Origin of the sequence: Aliidiomarina sp., assembly GCF_022565475.1 — a bacterium.
Lineage (GTDB): Bacteria > Pseudomonadota > Gammaproteobacteria > Enterobacterales > Alteromonadaceae > Aliidiomarina.
Window position 1 is genome coordinate 70,589 of record NZ_JAIUMR010000005.1, and the last position, 16,864, is coordinate 87,452.

15 protein-coding genes and 1 tRNA gene are annotated in these 16,864 nt (G+C 48.5%); 13 read left to right on the top strand and 3 right to left on the bottom strand.

Going from position 1 to position 16,864, the window contains the following annotated elements; translation table 11 throughout:
- Positions 1 to 67: 67 nt before the first annotated feature.
- From lon to rimI, 5 genes are all read left to right on the top strand, one after another.
- The gene (gene lon, locus LAT77_RS05980; protein ID WP_290563651.1) at positions 68 to 2,425 is read left to right on the top strand and encodes an endopeptidase La; all 2,358 of its coding nucleotides are present in this window, start codon (positions 68 to 70) and stop codon (positions 2,423 to 2,425) included.
- A gap of 271 nt (positions 2,426 to 2,696) precedes the next feature.
- A complete protein-coding gene (gene hupB, locus LAT77_RS05985; RefSeq protein ID WP_290563652.1) occupies positions 2,697 to 2,969 on the top strand; it encodes a nucleoid-associated protein HU-beta in 273 nt (90 codons plus the stop codon).
- A 131-nt stretch (positions 2,970 to 3,100) separates the two neighbouring features.
- Complete coding sequence (locus tag LAT77_RS05990) at positions 3,101 to 4,963, top strand: SurA N-terminal domain-containing protein (protein WP_290563653.1); 1,863 nt, start codon at positions 3,101 to 3,103, stop codon at positions 4,961 to 4,963.
- A gap of 167 nt (positions 4,964 to 5,130) precedes the next feature.
- Complete coding sequence (locus tag LAT77_RS05995; protein WP_290563654.1) at positions 5,131 to 5,559, top strand: hypothetical protein; 429 nt, start codon at positions 5,131 to 5,133, stop codon at positions 5,557 to 5,559.
- 3 nt (positions 5,560 to 5,562) lie between these two features.
- Positions 5,563 to 6,045, top strand: coding sequence for a ribosomal protein S18-alanine N-acetyltransferase (gene rimI / locus LAT77_RS06000; protein ID WP_290563655.1), 483 nt, complete (start codon positions 5,563 to 5,565; stop codon positions 6,043 to 6,045).
- A 6-nt stretch (positions 6,046 to 6,051) separates the two neighbouring features.
- On the opposite strand, the gene prfC is transcribed toward rimI, so the two are convergent.
- Positions 6,052 to 7,635 carry a peptide chain release factor 3 gene (prfC, locus tag LAT77_RS06005; RefSeq protein ID WP_290563656.1) on the bottom strand — a complete coding sequence of 528 codons (1,584 nt, stop codon included), beginning with the start codon at positions 7,633 to 7,635 and terminating at the stop codon, positions 6,052 to 6,054.
- A 537-nt stretch (positions 7,636 to 8,172) separates the two neighbouring features.
- Between prfC and LAT77_RS06010 the strand changes: the two genes are divergently transcribed.
- Positions 8,173 to 8,249 (top strand) — tRNA-Trp (locus LAT77_RS06010).
- 51 nt (positions 8,250 to 8,300) lie between these two features.
- Here LAT77_RS06010 and radA read toward each other — a convergent pair.
- Positions 8,301 to 9,674, bottom strand: coding sequence for a DNA repair protein RadA (gene radA, locus LAT77_RS06015; RefSeq protein ID WP_290563657.1), 1,374 nt, complete (start codon positions 9,672 to 9,674; stop codon positions 8,301 to 8,303).
- Between the two features lie 76 nt (positions 9,675 to 9,750).
- On the opposite strand from radA, the gene LAT77_RS06020 reads away from it, so the two are divergent.
- The 3 genes from LAT77_RS06020 to LAT77_RS06030 are packed head-to-tail and all read left to right on the top strand — an operon-like array spanning position 9,751 to position 12,240.
- On the top strand, positions 9,751 to 10,572 hold the full coding sequence (locus tag LAT77_RS06020; protein ID WP_290563658.1) for a hypothetical protein: 822 nt from the start codon (positions 9,751 to 9,753) through the stop codon (positions 10,570 to 10,572).
- Positions 10,565 to 11,560 carry an iron ABC transporter permease gene (locus tag LAT77_RS06025; RefSeq protein ID WP_290563659.1) on the top strand — a complete coding sequence of 332 codons (996 nt, stop codon included), beginning with the start codon at positions 10,565 to 10,567 and terminating at the stop codon, positions 11,558 to 11,560. The genes LAT77_RS06020 and LAT77_RS06025 overlap by 8 nt, the downstream gene beginning before the upstream one ends.
- A complete protein-coding gene (locus LAT77_RS06030) occupies positions 11,551 to 12,240 on the top strand; it encodes an ABC transporter ATP-binding protein (protein ID WP_290563660.1) in 690 nt (229 codons plus the stop codon). The genes LAT77_RS06025 and LAT77_RS06030 overlap by 10 nt, the downstream gene beginning before the upstream one ends.
- Here LAT77_RS06030 and serB read toward each other — a convergent pair.
- Positions 12,237 to 12,923 (bottom strand): phosphoserine phosphatase SerB, encoded by a 687-nt coding sequence (serB, locus tag LAT77_RS06035; RefSeq protein WP_290563661.1) that lies wholly within the window; start codon positions 12,921 to 12,923, stop codon positions 12,237 to 12,239. The genes LAT77_RS06030 and serB overlap by 4 nt on opposite strands.
- A gap of 47 nt (positions 12,924 to 12,970) precedes the next feature.
- Between serB and LAT77_RS06040 the strand changes: the two genes are divergently transcribed.
- The 4 genes from LAT77_RS06040 (at position 12,971) to ettA (ending at position 16,805) form a co-directional block, all read left to right on the top strand.
- Entirely contained in the window at positions 12,971 to 13,624 is a 654-nt protein-coding gene (locus LAT77_RS06040; protein WP_290563662.1) for an AhpA/YtjB family protein, read from the top strand.
- The gene (locus LAT77_RS06045; protein ID WP_290563663.1) at positions 13,621 to 14,358 is read left to right on the top strand and encodes a TatD family hydrolase; all 738 of its coding nucleotides are present in this window, start codon (positions 13,621 to 13,623) and stop codon (positions 14,356 to 14,358) included. The genes LAT77_RS06040 and LAT77_RS06045 overlap by 4 nt, the downstream gene beginning before the upstream one ends.
- Positions 14,359 to 14,455: 97 nt before the next feature.
- Positions 14,456 to 15,085: a uracil phosphoribosyltransferase gene (upp, locus tag LAT77_RS06050; protein ID WP_290563664.1), complete on the top strand. Its 630-nt coding sequence runs from the start codon at positions 14,456 to 14,458 to the stop codon at positions 15,083 to 15,085.
- Between the two features lie 52 nt (positions 15,086 to 15,137).
- Positions 15,138 to 16,805 carry an energy-dependent translational throttle protein EttA gene (ettA, locus tag LAT77_RS06055; RefSeq protein WP_290563665.1) on the top strand — a complete coding sequence of 556 codons (1,668 nt, stop codon included), beginning with the start codon at positions 15,138 to 15,140 and terminating at the stop codon, positions 16,803 to 16,805.
- The last annotated feature ends 59 nt before the right edge of the window (positions 16,806 to 16,864 follow it).

Consider the following 16,864-nt stretch of genomic DNA (forward strand, 5'->3'; position numbering starts at 1 on the left):
GAACTTTATCAGTTTAGCCGCATATTAAAGAGTATGGGTTTAGCGTTTTCAGCAAATGGGAAAAGTGATGACAAAAGAAAGTGGTGAACGTCAAGGTATACCAGTCCTACCATTACGTGATGTGGTGGTGTATCCACACATGGTCATTCCGCTTTTTGTCGGAAGGGAAAAGTCTATTCGTTGTCTCGATGCAGCAATGGATGATGATAAGCAAGTTTTTCTCGTCGCACAGAAAGACGCTGGGGTAGAAGAGCCTGGCTCTGACGATATTTACGATGTTGGTGCGATCGCGACCATTCTGCAATTATTAAAGTTACCTGACGGTACGGTGAAAGTTCTGGTAGAAGGAACGCAGCGGGCGAAAGTTAAATCATGGCAGCCTGACGGTGACTTCTTCCGTGCTGATATCGAATTATTGACCAGTGAAGACATGGAAGAGCGCGAAGAAGAAATTCTGGTTCGCTCTGCACTCAATCAGTTCGAAGGCTATGTGAAGCTTAACAAGAAAACTCCACCGGAGGTTCTAACCTCACTTAGTGGCATTGACGAAGCTGATCGTTTAGCGGATACCATGGCCGCGCACATGCCGCTTAAACTCGCAGATAAGCAGCGTGTTCTGGAAATTATTAGTGTTCAAGATCGTCTCGAGCATTTAATGGCGTTGATGGAAGGCGAGATCGATATCCTGCAAGTTGAGCGCAAGATCCGCAGCCGTGTTAAACAACAAATGGAAAAAAGCCAGCGCGAGTATTATTTGAATGAGCAAATGAAAGCTATTCAAAAAGAGCTGGGCGAGAGCGAAGACGGTGTTGACGAGTTCGAAGCACTGCAGAAAAAGATTGATGAAGCACAGATGCCGAAAGAGGCATATGACAAGACAAAGTCAGAACTGGCGAAGTTGCGCATGATGTCGCCGATGTCAGCAGAGGCCACTGTGGTCCGCAGTTATATTGACTGGATGACCAGTGTGCCATGGCATAAGAAATCACGGGTTAAGAAAGATCTAAGCCAAGCAGAGTCTATTCTTGACGCCGACCACTTTGGTCTTGAAAAGGTGAAGGAGCGCATTTTAGACTACCTAGCAGTGCAGCAACGGAGCAAAAAAGTACGAGGCCCGATTCTGTGTTTGGTTGGACCACCCGGTGTTGGTAAAACATCGTTAGGGCAGTCGATTGCGAAGGCAACAGGGCGTCAATATGTCCGTATGGCACTCGGTGGCGTTCGTGACGAAGCGGAAATTCGTGGTCACCGCCGCACTTATATTGGCTCCATGCCTGGCAAGCTAATGCAAAAAATGGCGAAAGTTGGTGTCCGTAATCCACTATTCCTGCTCGATGAAATCGACAAGATGTCGTCAGATATGCGCGGTGATCCAGCATCAGCACTGCTCGAAGTTCTCGATCCTGAGCAGAACAGCAGCTTTAACGACCACTACTTAGAAGTTGACTACGATCTTTCCGATATTATGTTCGTGGCGACCTCAAATAGCATGAATATTCCAGCGCCGTTGCTTGATCGAATGGAGGTCATTCGTCTTTCCGGTTATACCGAAGATGAAAAACTGAATATTGCGAAGCGTCATTTGCTTGAAAAGCAAATGGAGCGCAACGGTCTGCGTAAGGGTGAAGTTGAGATTAGTGACGACGCCATTCTTGGTATTATTCGCTATTACACGCGCGAAGCCGGTGTGCGTAATTTAGAGCGGGAGTTATCGACCCTGTGCCGTAAGTCGGTACGTCGAATCTTGCTCGATAAGAAATTGAAGAAAGTGAAAATTACGGAGAAAAATCTCGACGATTTTCTCGGTGTTCAACGTTTTGACTTTGGTAAAGCAGAAGAAGCGAACCAAATTGGTCAAGTGACAGGTTTAGCCTGGACACAAGTCGGCGGTGATCTACTCACTATCGAAGCGACCAACGTCTCTGGTAAGGGGAAAGTGGTCTGTACTGGCTCTCTTGGCGACGTGATGAAAGAATCGATTAGTACCGCCATGACAGTCGTTCGTAGTCGAGCGGAAAAGCTCGGCATTGCTGATGACTTTTATGAAAAGCGTGATATTCATGTTCACGTTCCGGAAGGTGCGACGCCGAAAGATGGCCCGAGTGCTGGCATTGCCATGGTGACGTCTTTGGTTAGCTCGTTAACGATGAATCCAGTGCGCGCTGATGTGGCGATGACGGGAGAGATTACACTTCGTGGTGAAGTATTAGCCATTGGTGGACTTAAAGAAAAGCTACTTGCAGCTCACCGCGGTGGTATAAAGCGTGTACTCATTCCTAAGGATAATGAGCGCGATCTCAAGGAAATAGCTGACAATGTCAAAGCCGATCTGGAGATTTTCCCAGTGCAATGGATTGACGATGTGCTCACACTTTCGCTTCAGAATGATCCTTATAAATCATTGAAAAGCAAAAAGAAAAAATAAAAAACAAAGGGTGGATGAGAAGCCTTGAACGTAAAGCTCGTTAAAAATTGTTAAATTTTTACGAAAAAAGGCTTTTCATCCACAAAGACTGTGATAGCCTAGTGCTTAACCTCCAACCCTTACTGCTCAAGGCATGAGAAGAATTTGGGAGGAGTTAAATGGGCATTATGAATGCTTGAACTAATGGTATAAGCTTGTTATAAACTTTGCTGGACCATTTTCAAATGGAACCATCTAGAACTCCATAATAACAATTGAAGGGGATGATACTGTGAACAAGTCTCAGCTTATTGACAAAATTGCAGCAGACGCAGAACTTTCCAAAGCATCTGCTGGCCGTGCTTTGGACTCTTTTATTAGCGCGGTTACTGAAGCTCTGAAAAACGAAGATCAAGTGGCATTAGTTGGTTTCGGTACTTTTACAGTTCGTGAGCGTTCTGCTCGCACTGGCCGTAACCCACAAACTGGCGAGACCATTGAAATCGCTGCAGCGAAAGTTCCTGCGTTTAAAGCAGGTAAAGCGCTGAAAGATGCGGTGAACTAAGTAATTAGCAATTCAGAAGCGTTGTGTATTTGTGATATACTGCGCTTTGTGATGACAAAAAGAAGCGCATCGCACGATGCGCTTTTTTCTTGTCGTAAAGTTTAATCAGATAGCGGTCAAAGAGTCATACCATGCTCGAGAAGATACGTGAGGGGTCGCAGGGCCCGGTTGTCAAAATCATCCTGTTTTTAATTATTATTGCATTTGCATTCACCGGTGTTAGCGCCTACTTGGGCGGCAGCGTTGATGATTATGCAGCGAAAGTCAATGATCATGAGATTTCTCGCGCAGAGTTTGATCGTGCGTATCAGAATCAACGCGGCATGTTGCAGCAGCAATATGGCGATATGTTTGAATTTCTGGCGCAAGACGAAGCTTACATGCGACAGCTTCGCCAAAGCGTGCTGGAGAACCTCATTGAAGAGCAGCTAGCCTCAGAACTAGCCGGAAAGCTCGGGATCAATCAGTCGACTGAAGCGTTGCGCAATGCAATTGTGCAGATGCCTGAATTCCAAATGAATGGCCAGTTCAGCAATGACATTTATTTGCGCGCATTGAATAACGCCGGTTTCACGCCAGCGATGTTCCGCGACTACTTGTCGATCCAGATGAGCCGCGTCATGCTCATGCAGGGTGCTTTTGGCTCTGAATTCGCTTTAGCGAGTGAAGTGGAGCGGATGCAGGTCTTGCAGAATGAAAAGCGCAGTGGCCGTTTTGCGACAATTTCTGCGCGTGATTTTATCGATCAGGTGGAATTGTCAGCAGCAGAAATTGAAACGTTTTATTTCGATAACCAAGAATTATTTGAAGAGAGCGAGCAGATTCGTCTTGCTTACGTCGAGTTAAACTTTAACGATGTGCTAGCGAATGTTGAAGTTTCTGACGAGGAAGTGCGCGCTTATTACGATAACAATCCGGCGGCATTTCAGTCGCGCGAGTCACGTCGCATTGCTCATATTATGGTTGAATTTGGTGATGACGAGTCAGCTGCTTTAGCACGTATCGAGGCAATAGCGTCACAATTGAATGACGGTGCTGACTTCGCTGAGCTAGCGGCTAGTGAGTCGGACGATTTCTTCAGTGGTCAGGAAGGTGGTGACTTAGGTATTTTAGAGCGTGGCTCACTAGACCCTGATATTGAGGACGCGGGCTTCGCTCTCAAAAACGAAGGTGATGTTTCCGAGGTCGTGCGCAGTGAATTTGGCTATCACTTAGTCAAGCTAACGCAACTTAAAGCCGCTGCAACGACTGCGTTTAGCGAAGTTGCCGATGATATCCGGAACAACTTAGCGAGCGTCGAAGCTGAACAGCAATACTTTAATTTGCAGCAAGAATTGGCACGAATTTCATTCGAAGTTGACCATACGCTGGACGTTGTCGCCGAAGATTTAGGGCTCGAAGTTCAGATTTCGCCTTGGTTGCAACCGCAAGTCGGGGCCGAAGGTTTCGACCAGCCGCAACTGATTGCTCAAGCGTTTTCGGAAGATGTGCGCGAATTTGGTCTAAACAGTGATTTAATTGAATTAGAGCGCCGTTCACTCGTGATCCGTGCCGATGAGTACCAGCCTGCGCGAGTACTTGAGCTTGCTGAAGTTCAGGATGATATTGAGCAATATCTGCGTGCGCAACGAGCAGAAGAACTCGCTCGAGCGCAAGCTGATTTAGTTCTCGCAGCACTAGCAGAAGGTGAAACTTCAGAGCAGGCGTTTACTAGCTTCGACCAGGTAACCCGCAACTCGAGTGATTTACCGAGTGCAGTGCGTCAGGAGCTGTTTAGAATGTCGCCTTCAAGTACTGGTTCAAGCCGTACGATTGTTTCTTTAGCGAACGGTGATGCCGCAATCATTGAATTGAGTGAAGTGGTTGCTGGTGAAGTTGACGAAGAAACGCGTGAGCGCAGCCAACGTCAGTTGGAAGGCCAGTACGCTGAATTAGCGTATCGTGCGCTTCTCGATGCACTGAAAGCTAACGCTAAGATTGAGCGCCGACTGTAATTCTAAGTCAAACTCAATTGCATAAAGCCACCTCATAGTTAGGTGGCTTTTTTTATGGAGTGTTGAGTCGCAGTCGTAGTACACTGCTTCGATAGCCGTCGAATTGATGGGCAAGCCGTTATTATTGCCGCCATATTCAATGCTTCTTTTGAGAGATTTAAATGGTCATGTATAGCCAAATTCAGCAAGCTTGTTTAACTCAGCTTGGCATCAGCCACTTTGCTTTAGCCTTGCGGTCGCCGAGTTCGGTATCGGACTGGGGGGCGACAGAGCCTTCGCCAGAGCCTTCGCCTGTTAATATTGCGCTTCAAGGCGACGAAACTAAGGAACAACCGTTAACTGAACCTAACGTTTACTACGTGCGATTAGGTCCATGGCTATTACAGACTTCATCACGATTGCCGGTTGTTGAACCTCAGTGGCTGAGTGATCTTGCAGCCTTTATCGGAGCGAAGGTCACCGAAGTTTCGCAACCGAGCGAAGAGCGTCAGCCGATCAATATCGATCACTTTATTGGTCGCACCTTAACGAGCACAGACAAGAAACAACTCTGGCAGTTGCTCAGCCAACAAACAATGGCGGCTGGTCGAGATTAACTAATGCTGATCGTAACCGACGACCAAGTAGCCGAAGCTCATTTTTCGATCGAGGAGCGTGCACACGTTCAACCCTGGTCGCGGAATACCTTTCGACAGTCTACGGGGGCTGGCTACGTGATACGAAGCCTCTATGTGATGCGACAGCAGCAACCCACATTGGTTGGCTACTATGTTTGCCATAGCGTGCTTGACGAAGTCACCCTCATGAACATTGCTGTAGATCCTGACGTTCAGCGTCAAGGTATAGGCCGGCTCTTAATGGATGATCTCATTGCTCGTTGTTCGAGTGTGCAAGGTGCACTCCAGGCGACGGTCTTTCTTGATGTGCGTGAATCGAACCATGCGGCGATTCAGCTCTATCATGCGTTTGGTTTTGATGAGGTAGGCAGGCGAGTCGGTTATTACCCGGCTCAGATTGCAGGCGAATGCGCAGAAACAGCGATTGTGATGGCCCGTTACCCGACCAGCACAATCGCTCTTTAGTTGGCTTTAGACCTCACGCGTGTGCGTGAAGGTGACGTCAGGAAAGCGCTCTTTCGTCAGGCTTAGGTTTGCCATGGTTGGTGCGATATACGCGAGGTTGTCGCCGCCATCAAGCGCCAAATTGTGCTCGGCTTTACGCTTAAATTCTTCAAATTTCTTCACGTCATTGCCATACACCCAACGAGCCGTAGCAACTTGCACGTTCTCGTAAATTGCCTCAACTTTGTATTCCGATTTTAAGCGATGAACGACGACATCAAACTGCAGCACGCCGACCGCGCCAACAATGAGGTCATTCGAAATCAAAGGGCGAAACACTTGCACTGCACCTTCTTCGGAAAGTTGTACCAACCCCTTTAGAAGTTGTTTCTGCTTCAGAGGATCCTTTAGACGGATGCGGCGGAATAGCTCAGGTGCAAAATTAGGTATGCCAGAGAATTTGAACGACTCACCCCAGGTGAATGTGTCGCCAATTTGAATGGTTCCGTGGTTGTGCAAACCAATAATATCGCCCGGCCATGCTTCTTCGACGTGCTCGCGATCGCCGGCAACGAAGGTTAAGGCGTCGGCTATACGAACCTCTTTACCAATGCGGACATGTTTCATTTTCATGCCTTGTTCGTATTTTCCGGAAACAATTCGCATAAATGCAACGCGGTCTCGATGCTTCGGATCCATATTGGCTTGAATTTTAAAGACGAAACCAGAAAAGCGTTCATCGTGGGATTCGATGAAGGTGCCACTTTCGGTCGCCCGACCTTGTGGGCGGGGCGCCCATTCCACTAGGCCGTCGAGCATGTGGTCAACACCAAAGTTACCGAGCGCGGTACCAAAGTAAACTGGGGTTAACTCGCCTTCTAAGAATAGCTCGAGATCAAACTCATGCGACGCACCTTTGACCAATTCAATTTGTTCCCGCAATTCATCTGCATACGAGCCTACGCGTTGGTCTAATTCAGGATTATTCAGCCCCTTGATGATATCGATGTCTTGAATGCGATGACCTTGACCGGTTTTGTAGAAAATCGTCTCATCGCGAAGGAGGTGGTATACGCCTTTGAAGTTTTTTCCCTGGCCAATCGGCCACGTGATCGGTGCACACATAATATTTAGTACAGATTCAACTTCATCGAGCAGCTCTAACGGGTCACGAATATCGCGGTCTAGCTTGTTCATGAAGGTTAGAATCGGCGTATCACGTAAACGCGTGACTTCCATCAACTTAATGGTTCGTTCCTCAACACCCTTGGCGGCGTCGATGACCATGAGGCAGGAATCCACCGCAGTTAAAGTCCGGTAGGTATCTTCAGAGAAGTCTTCGTGTCCCGGCGTATCGAGTAAGTTCACCAGTGATTCGCGATAGGGAAATTGCATTACCGAGGTGGTCACGGAAATGCCACGCTCTTTTTCCATCTCCATCCAGTCTGATTTTGCATGTTGACCAGATTTTTTACCTTTGACCGTACCGGCTTTTTGCAGTTTTTGACCGTGCAAAAGAACCTTCTCGGTGATGGTGGTTTTACCCGCATCTGGGTGAGAGATAATTGCGAATGTGCGACGCTTTGCGACTTCTAATTGAACCTGACTCATTAATCTGCCTTGACCTACATTGAATCGCGCAATTCTACCCTTTTCGGATTGACGAGTAAAACAACGACGTCATTGATGTTGCACTTCATATGTCGATGATCAAGCTAACCGGTAACTTAACTGGGCAATAACTGAATGTAGGGTTATAAGATTGCTAAATCGGCAGGATGCTGAATAATGATTTTACAACGGATTGTTGAGTAATGATTTGAGCAAGGAATGCTCGAGGAAAAATACCCATGTAGTCGCGTAATGCAGTGTTTTGTAGGCAGGGATTTAGGGCTAAGGAATGGCACAAAAGCCTGAAAATGGATGTGTTTCTACAAACGGACTCCAAGGATAGTTCGCTAATCAGCGAAACGGATTGCTGTATTAACTGTTGATGGGTTTATACCAGCATGGCTTGCTAATCCCTAAATCTAAACATGGGGTTAGCAAGCCTATGCATTATTTGCCTAGAAAGTAGGCAGATGATTACATAAGCCACATAAAGTACTTGCTGATAACAAAAGCCTCTGTATAATTTCGCTCTGTTGCAGGGGTGTAGTTCCAATTGGTAGAACAGCGGTCTCCAAAACCGACGGTTGGGGGTTCGAATCCCTCCACCCCTGCCAAGCTTTCCGAAACCCGTGGTTGTCAACACCACGGGTTTTTTCGTCGCTCGCTTAGATAAAATTGAGCGCCTCAGCCAAGTTCTTCACACCATGAATTTCTATACCTGCAGGTGCTGATTTAGGCACATTGCTGGCTGGTACAATGGCTTTCTTAAAACCATGTTTAGCGGCTTCGCTGATACGCTCAGAGCCATTGGGTACAGGGCGAATTTCGCCAGAAAGACCGACTTCACCGAAGATCATCATGTCCTTGGGAACCTGAATTTCCCGAAAGCTCGAGACGATAGCAAGTAAAATAGCTAAATCAGCGCTCGTTTCTGCAACTTTGACGCCACCGACGACATTGACGAAGACGTCATAATCACCCAGCATCAAGCCACCATGGCGATGGAGCACAGCTAGCAGCAAGGCTAAACGATTTTGCTCCGCACCAACCGCGACCCGGCGTGGATTTGATAGTTGCGATTGATCGACAAGGGCTTGAATTTCGACCAATAAAGGCCGTGTGCCCTCCCACAGTGTTAAGACAACAGAGCCGCAACCATGCTCCTCATTGCGACTGAGAAAAATCGCTGAAGGATTTTTTACTTCTTTTAGGCCCTCGCTTAGCATGGCAAAAACACCGAGCTCGTTGACTGCCCCAAACCGGTTTTTGGTACCGCGTAGTGTTCGATAACGTGAGTCGGATTCACCATCGAGAATGACTGAACAGTCAATGCAATGCTCGAGAACCTTCGGGCCAGCAAGGGAACCGTCTTTGGTGACATGACCAACCATGATAATAGCGACGTTATGTTGTTTCGCATAGCGGGTCAGAAAGGCAGCGGTTTCGCGGACCTGTGAGACACTTCCGGGTGCTGATTGGATGTCGCTTAAATGCATGACCTGAATCGAGTCAATGACCATGATTTTCGGTTTTTCCTGATCGGCTAACTGGCAGATCACTTCTACGGAAGTTTCTGCTAACATGCGCAACTTATCTGTGGGTAACTGCAACCGTTGCGCACGCATAGCGACCTGTTGCAGAGACTCTTCACCCGTTACGTACAATGCTGGCATAGTGGCCGCTAACTTACACATGATTTGTAGGAGCAGGGTGCTTTTACCGGCACCGGGTGAGCCGCCGATTAGAATCGCCGAGCCGGGTACAATACCACCCCCCAAGACGCGGTCGAATTCGGCGAAGCTACTCGAAAACCGTGGCACAGCTTGTAAGTCGATTTCATTGAGCGTTTGTACTTTGGCGTCGACGAAGCCGGCAAATCCGCTGCGTGACGCAGAGCTCGAGCGACTGGTCGCACTGCCAAGGCGCACTTCGGAAATGGTATTCCAAGCCGAGCATTCGGAACACTGCCCCTGCCAACGCGGAAAATCAGCACCACAATCGGTACATACGTATGCTGTTTTTTGTCGACTTTTTGCCATGCGACAATCCTATCGATGAAGTGGTAAATTAATGACAACGATGATTGCAAACTTACCTCGGGAAAGGAAGCTGGTTTTGCGTGTAACTAGACTGTTTTTAATGTTGGCTTGGGCTTTAATGCTCCTATCCCTGTCAAAGTGGATGCTCGCGGAGAGTCGAGCGGCAGACGCATGGCCACGGTTGACGTCGCTAAATTTATGTCTTGACCAATATCTCGTTGCACAAATACCGAATGCGCAATCACTACAAACAGTTGAAGCTCACCAAGGCCGCATCGAACGCATTTTGCGTTTTGCGCCAGAATTAGTTGTTGCCACTGAGTTCTCCTCACCGTTGCTGGTTCACTACTTAAAAAATCACGGGCTTGACGTCCAGATTCTTGCTGAGCCGTCATCGATTGCTGCTGTTTCCGCTTTACAGCAACAACTGCAACACTTACTTTCACTCGATGGTATGACGGTCAGCGCGTTAGATAGACTTTTTGACTTGCAACCACTGCAAGGGAAGCGGCTACTTTGGTTTCAAGAAAATAATTTATCGTTCGGTGCTGACACGTTGTTTACCGAGGTGATTGACCAGCTTGGTGGTGAGAACGTCGCCGCTCAGCAAGGTTCAGGATTAGTGCGGTTTAACCTCGAAGACTTGTGGTTATTGCGGCCCGATATCGTGATCATGGAAGCGAGTATAATGGCGGACACTGCGGCAGATGTAATCGAGAATACCGATTTTGCATTGGCCCAAACGGGCGCATACCATCGCGCTTTTCAGCAATATATTGAGCAACCACAGGTGCGCGTGTTGATCCTACCGCGAACGATGATGGGCTGCTTTAGCTATCAGCTCCCAGAATTTGTTCACCACATCAGCGCAATATTGGGAGGTGAGGGCAATGACTAATCTCACCCGTCACCGGCTCGTCTTGGCCGGACTCATTGCGGTGTTGCTCGTGTTTGGTGTCAATGTCGGTAGCAGTGGCATTACCCTTTTAGACCTGCGCGCAGAATCCACACAAGCAGAGTTTGCTGCTGTCATATTGTTTGAAATCCGGCTGCCACGACTGTTCCTCGCCGCGCTCGTTGGTGCAGCACTTGGTTTAGCTGGAGCTGCGATTCAAGGGCTTCTCCGCAACCCACTGGCTGAGCCGGGAATTCTTGGCGTCTCATCCGGAGGCGCAGCCGCTGCTGTCATCGCACTCTATTTTGGCTTTGCCGCATGGCATAGTTTTGCCTTACCTGTCTTCGCTATGTTCGGCAGTGGACTGGCGTTATTCGTCATTCTCTGGATTGCTGGGATCAAGGCACCGGTAACAAGCATAATTCTTGCTGGCATAGCAGTCACGTCGTTTTGTGGTGGTGTCATCGCGTTGGCGTTAAGTTTTGCCGCCAATCCATTTGCCTTCCAAGAAATTAGCTATTGGCTCTTAGGTTCGTTTGTCGGGCGAGACCTGCAACATATCTATATGTTGCTACCGGGATTTATCATGGGTGCGAGCTTATTGCTTTATTCACGCCATTATTTGCTCAGTTTGACTTTAGGTGAAAATGTGGCAGCGAGTATGGGGTTCTCCCATCGACGCCAACGTCTTGTCGTACTGATTGGCTTGGCTTTAACCACGGGAAGTGCTGTTGCGGTCACCGGAATTATTGGCTTTGTTGGATTAATTGTACCGCACATCGTCAGGCCGTTTGTGCGCAATCGTCCTGATTACTTGCTGGTAAGTTCGGCGCTAGCGGGCTCATGCCTCGTTCTACTTCTCGATCTCCTTGTGCAAGTGTTACCAACCGGGCCCGAATTACAGGTTGGTTCGTTAGCGGCACTTCTAGGTGGACCGTTTTTCTTGTTTTTACTCATGAAGAATATCGTCAGAGGGGATATATGGCGTTAAAACTTGAGCAGGTCAGCTTTGCCTATCGAGCGGACGAACCAGTTCTGCGTGATATATCAAGCCTTATCCATGCGGGAAAGCTGACTGCAATCATTGGTGAGAATGGCAGCGGGAAGTCGACACTGATGAACTTGATCGCCGGTATCTCGAAGCCGACAGCTGGGCGGATCGTTAGGCCATCGAGCGACTTCGCATCGATTGGCTATCTGGGACAAAACGAACAACCAAGCTGGGCACTATCGGCAACTGATTTAGTCGCCATCGGCCTCTTGTCGCAGCGAAATGTCGATCAAAATCAGGCCCATCAGCGGGTGACGCAAGTGCTTGAGCAAGTGGATTGTGCGCATCTGGCACAACGTTCTATTGCGCAAATCTCCGCAGGTGAATTACAGCGCTTACAGCTTGCTCGGGCGCTGGTGGCCGAGCAAGCGGTGATATTAGCCGATGAGCCAACTGCGGCACTGGATTTGCGTCATCAAGGGTCAATTATGCGCTTGCTGCGAGAGCAAGCGGATAACGGGAAAGTCGTTGTCGTCGTGCTGCATGATCTGCAACTGGTGCAGACCTGGTGCGATGATGTCGTTGTCCTGAAGGCAGGTCGCGTGCATCAGCAAGGAAGGGTGGACGAGATATTGAATGCCGATCTCGTGCGCCAAGTCTTTGGGGTGTCTGACTTTTAATTGGACTCGTTGGTTAAAAATGGAATTAACTGATCGAGTCGTTCTTGCAAAGAAATATCGGCGACCTTGATTAAAGCTGCTTTACCGTTAAAGGCAACACCAAGCCCAGCAGCGGTTAACATGGGAATATCATTGGCACCATCACCGATGGCAATAACTTGGCGACTATCAAAGCCATATTGGTTACGTAACGCATTGAGGTAATTTGCTTTTGCTTCCGCATCGATGATTTCGCCGAGCACTTTCCCTGTCAGCTTACCGGCTTTCACTTCTAGTGAGTTACAGGCAACGAAGTCAACGCCCCAACGCATGGCAACTTGATCGGCAAACCAAGTGAACCCGCCAGATAAAATAGCAATTTTCCATCGTTTGCTACGAAAAAATTGAATCAGCTCATCTGCTCCCGGAGACACACGGACTTGGTCAACTAACGCGAAAATATCGTTTTCTTGGATGCCTTCAAGGTAAGCGACGCGTTCGAATAGGGCTGCTTTAAAGTCCAGTTCACCCTGCATGGCTCGTTCAGTGATGGCCGCGACATCGTGACTACTACCATTGAGTGTCGCTAGTGTATCGATACTTTCCATCTGAATCAGGGTCGAATCGAGATCGAAGACCACGAGACCAGGCTGATTAATATCCGGTAATTGTTGCATAAAGTCCTGACGCTCCCAAAGTTTCACTTACCGAACCGATTGCGCGGCACTCGCGCTTACGCTAAAGTTTCGTTATGAACTTAGCACATCATCCTACTCATGAACTATCAAAACGACCTTGGTTTGTTCCTGGCGAGCAAGTCTATCGCCGCGTCGTTTTGTTTGTCATTGCCGCAATCTTACTCTTCATTATTGCTAATGTTTGGCTCCAAGCCAATAAAAAAGGTGAGGAAGTCATTGTTGCCCACACAGAAAATTTGGCGAAAGTCATCCTAGCGCAAGCGGAACATGAAGCACGTGTTTGGTTTTTAAATGGTAACCAGGAGGGTCTGCAGAGTTTAGCGAATCACTTGCAACAACAAGACGCTATTCTTGAAGTGAGCATTCAAGACGATCTCGGCCGCAATGTGGTGCGGGCAGGTCACGATTTGCCAGTGCATGAGTTTTTGCGACAATTACCGGACAGCATGTGGGCGGTTCCTATGGTCGCCCCCGTCTATGATCGCAGCAATGGCGTGTCGCATTTGTTGGGGTTTGTGCGGATTACGTTTGACTATGAGCGCATTACCGCGCAATCGCGACCCTATCATCGCATCGCCGGCCGCCAACAATTAGTTGGTCTTGCCATGTCCTTCGTGGCCGGTGTATTGGTCACGTTTGGTGTGTTGCGTCGACGTCGAGCGCTGGTTTCACCTGTTGCGGCGGTCGAAAATACAAATTACCAATGAGTTTAATTGATTTATTTCCATCCTATTCCCCAGCGGCGGTGGATTTAACCGATTCCCATTGTCACCTTGATTTTTCTGATTTTGATGACGATCGCGATATCGTGATGCAGCGCGCTATGGCTCGCGGTGTTCAGCGGTTTTTGGTGCCTGGAGTCAAATCAGCGACGTGGCCGCGGCTCGCGCAACTGCGGCAACAATACGCGTCTTGGCAGATAGCCTTTGGTTTACACCCTTACTTCATCGAGCAGCATGGTGAGAGTGACCTTGAACAATTGCCTCATTGGCTGCAACAGGGCGCCATTGCCGTGGGGGAAATTGGCTTAGATGCACATGTCGGTGATATGGCGAAACAAAAGCGTCTGTTTGACGCACAATTAATGATTGCGGCTGAGTTCCGACTGCCCGTTATTCTCCATCATCGAAAAACCTTAGACACTATGCTGCCGCTCGTTCGCAAAGCGACTATTTGTGGTGGTATTGTTCATGCCTTTTCGGGCAGCTATCAGCAAGCGATGGCATGGATTGAGTTAGGTTTTCGCCTCGGTGTCGGGGGTGTCATTACGTATCCACGGGCACAAAAAACACGCCAAACCATTGCCCGTTTGCCAGCACAAAGTCTGGTTTTGGAAACGGATAGCCCTGATATGCCGCTATGTGGTTTTCAGGGGCAACGCAATGAGCCAGAGCGGGTGCGTCTAGTGTACGATGCATTACGCACGCTACGTAATGAATAAATTGGTCAGGTGACGAGGGAATTTACTCTGCGTCATTGCTATCAATTCGTTATACTTAGCGACATCCATTTGCGTCGACAACAATTTCTGGTGATCTATGACTTTACACGTAATCAAACACCCTCTAGTTCAGCACAAACTCGGCTTAATGCGTGCCCAAGACATTAGTACCAAAGCATTTCGCGAGCTGGCCAACGAGTTAGGCAACCTACTGACCTATGAGGCAACTAAAGATTTGCAGTTGGAAATGCACCAAATTCAAAGTTGGAGCGGGGATACGATTGAAGTTGAGCAGATTAAAGGTAAGAAGATTACTATTGTGCCGATTTTACGTGCAGGTCTTGGTATGCTCGACGGCGTCCAGCAATTGATTCCCAGTGCAAAGGTCAGTGTGGTCGGGCTCTACCGCGACGAAACGACCCTAGAGCCAGTTCCCTACTATGAAAAATTCGCCAGTAATCTTGATGAGCGTACAGCGTTGGTTGTCGACCCTATGTTAGCGACTGGCGGCACCATGGTCGCTACGCTCGACATGTTAAAAAAGCATGGCTGTAAAGCGATCCGCGTGTTAGTGCTGGTTGCTGCGCCAGAAGGTGTAAAGCGGGTTCTCGAAGCGCACCCTGACATTACTATATATGCGGCGTCTCTTGATCAGCGCTTGAATGAGCATGGCTATATTTTACCCGGCCTCGGCGACGCTGGTGACAAGATCTTTGGTACTAAATAATATGCTACACTCCCGCTTTTGGTGAGTTGTTTTTGGAAGGAATGAAAAGATAATGGCTCAGTATATCTACAGCATGTTGCGCGTTAGCAAAGTGGTTCCGCCGAAGCGCACAATTTTGAAAGATATTTCGTTAAGTTTTTTCCCGGGAGCCAAAATTGGTGTACTCGGTCTCAATGGCGCAGGTAAGTCAACGTTATTGCGAATTATGGCCGGTGTTGACACTGAATTTGAAGGTGAAGCGCGCCCCCAAACCGGCATTAAAATTGGTTATTTGCCGCAAGAGCCGCAACTGGATCCGAATCAAACGGTTCGTGAAGCGGTTGAAGAAGCCTTGGCGGACGTAAAGAACGCACTGACCGAGCTCGACGCGGTTTATGCTGCGTACGCGGAAGAAGATGCCGACTTTGACGCGTTAGCCAAACGCCAAGGTGAACTGGAAGCGATTTTACAAGCGCACGACGGCCACAACCTCGACAACGCACTCGAGCGTGCTGCAGACGCACTGCGTTTACCGCCTTGGGATGCAAAAATTGAACATTTATCGGGTGGTGAGCGCCGGCGCGTCGCGATTTGTCGGTTATTGTTAGAAAAACCAGACATGTTGCTTCTCGACGAACCGACAAACCACCTTGACGCCGAATCTGTGGCGTGGCTCGAACGCTTCCTCCATGACTATGAAGGCACCGTTGTGGCCATTACCCACGACCGTTATTTCCTTGATAACGTGGCAGGCTGGATTCTTGAACTCGACCGTGGTTATGGCATTCCATGGGAGGGGAATTACTCAAGTTGGCTGGAACAGAAAGAAGCTCGTTTAGAACATGAAGAACGTTCGGAAGCGGCGCGCCAGAAGTCAATTAAGAAAGAGCTGGAGTGGGTTCGGCAAAACCCGAAAGGGCGTCAGGCGAAGAGTAAAGCGCGTCTTAATCGCTTTGAAGAACTGCAGTCCGGTGATTATCAAGAACGCAACGAAACGAATGAGCTTTATATTCCGCCGGGGCCTCGCCTTGGCGACAAAGTTCTAGAAGTGAATGGGTTGAAAAAGAGCTATGGCGACCGAGTCTTAATTGACGACTTAAGCTTTAGCATGCCGAAAGGGGCAATTGTTGGGATTATCGGTCCAAACGGCGCGGGTAAATCGACGCTGTTTCGGATGATCTCCGGCAAAGAGCAGCCTGACGCCGGCACGATTGAAGTTGGCGAGACGGTGCATTTAGCTTCGGTAGATCAGTTCCGTGACGATATGGACGCCAAAAAAACGGTTTGGGAAGAAGTTTCCGATGGCCAGGATATCCTGCGCATTGGTACCTATGAAATTCCGAGCCGAGCTTATGTCGGTCGTTTTAATTTCCGGGGTAATGACCAGCAAAAACGCATTGGTGAATTGTCTGGTGGTGAACGCAACCGCGTCCATTTAGCAAAATTATTAAAAGCAGGCGGCAACCTGCTGTTACTCGATGAGCCGACCAACGATCTTGACGTGGAAACGTTACGTGCGCTTGAAGAAGCTTTGCTGGAGTTCCCGGGCGCGGCGCTGGTCATCTCGCATGACCGCTGGTTCCTTGACCGCATTGCAACGCATATCCTTGATTACCGTGATGAAGGTAAAGTGACTTTCTATGAAGGTAACTACTCGGAATATGAAGACTACATGAAGAAAACATTTGGCTCTGATGCGATGGAGCCACACCGAGTGAAATATAAGAAAATCACTAAGTAACTGGTTGATTGAAAAAGCCAGGACTCTTAAAGGTTCTGGCTTTTTTTAAACCGACGCTC

What these genes read in the sequence shown, in the direction of transcription:
- lon (WP_290563651.1), top strand. Translation starts at nt 68, where the DNA reads ATGACAAAAGAAAGTGGTGAACGTCAAGGTATACCAGTCCTACCATTA.
- LAT77_RS05990 (WP_290563653.1), top strand. Translation starts at nt 3,101, where the DNA reads ATGCTCGAGAAGATACGTGAGGGGTCGCAGGGCCCGGTTGTCAAAATC.
- LAT77_RS05995 (WP_290563654.1), top strand. Translation starts at nt 5,131, where the DNA reads ATGTATAGCCAAATTCAGCAAGCTTGTTTAACTCAGCTTGGCATCAGC.
- rimI (WP_290563655.1), top strand. Translation starts at nt 5,563, where the DNA reads ATGCTGATCGTAACCGACGACCAAGTAGCCGAAGCTCATTTTTCGATC.
- prfC (WP_290563656.1), bottom strand. Translation starts at nt 7,635, where the DNA reads ATGAGTCAGGTTCAATTAGAAGTCGCAAAGCGTCGCACATTCGCAATT.
- radA (WP_290563657.1), bottom strand. Translation starts at nt 9,674, where the DNA reads ATGGCAAAAAGTCGACAAAAAACAGCATACGTATGTACCGATTGTGGT.
- LAT77_RS06025 (WP_290563659.1), top strand. Translation starts at nt 10,565, where the DNA reads ATGACTAATCTCACCCGTCACCGGCTCGTCTTGGCCGGACTCATTGCG.
- LAT77_RS06030 (WP_290563660.1), top strand. Translation starts at nt 11,551, where the DNA reads ATGGCGTTAAAACTTGAGCAGGTCAGCTTTGCCTATCGAGCGGACGAA.
- LAT77_RS06040 (WP_290563662.1), top strand. Translation starts at nt 12,971, where the DNA reads ATGAACTTAGCACATCATCCTACTCATGAACTATCAAAACGACCTTGG.
- LAT77_RS06045 (WP_290563663.1), top strand. Translation starts at nt 13,621, where the DNA reads ATGAGTTTAATTGATTTATTTCCATCCTATTCCCCAGCGGCGGTGGAT.
- upp (WP_290563664.1), top strand. Translation starts at nt 14,456, where the DNA reads ATGACTTTACACGTAATCAAACACCCTCTAGTTCAGCACAAACTCGGC.
- ettA (WP_290563665.1), top strand. Translation starts at nt 15,138, where the DNA reads ATGGCTCAGTATATCTACAGCATGTTGCGCGTTAGCAAAGTGGTTCCG.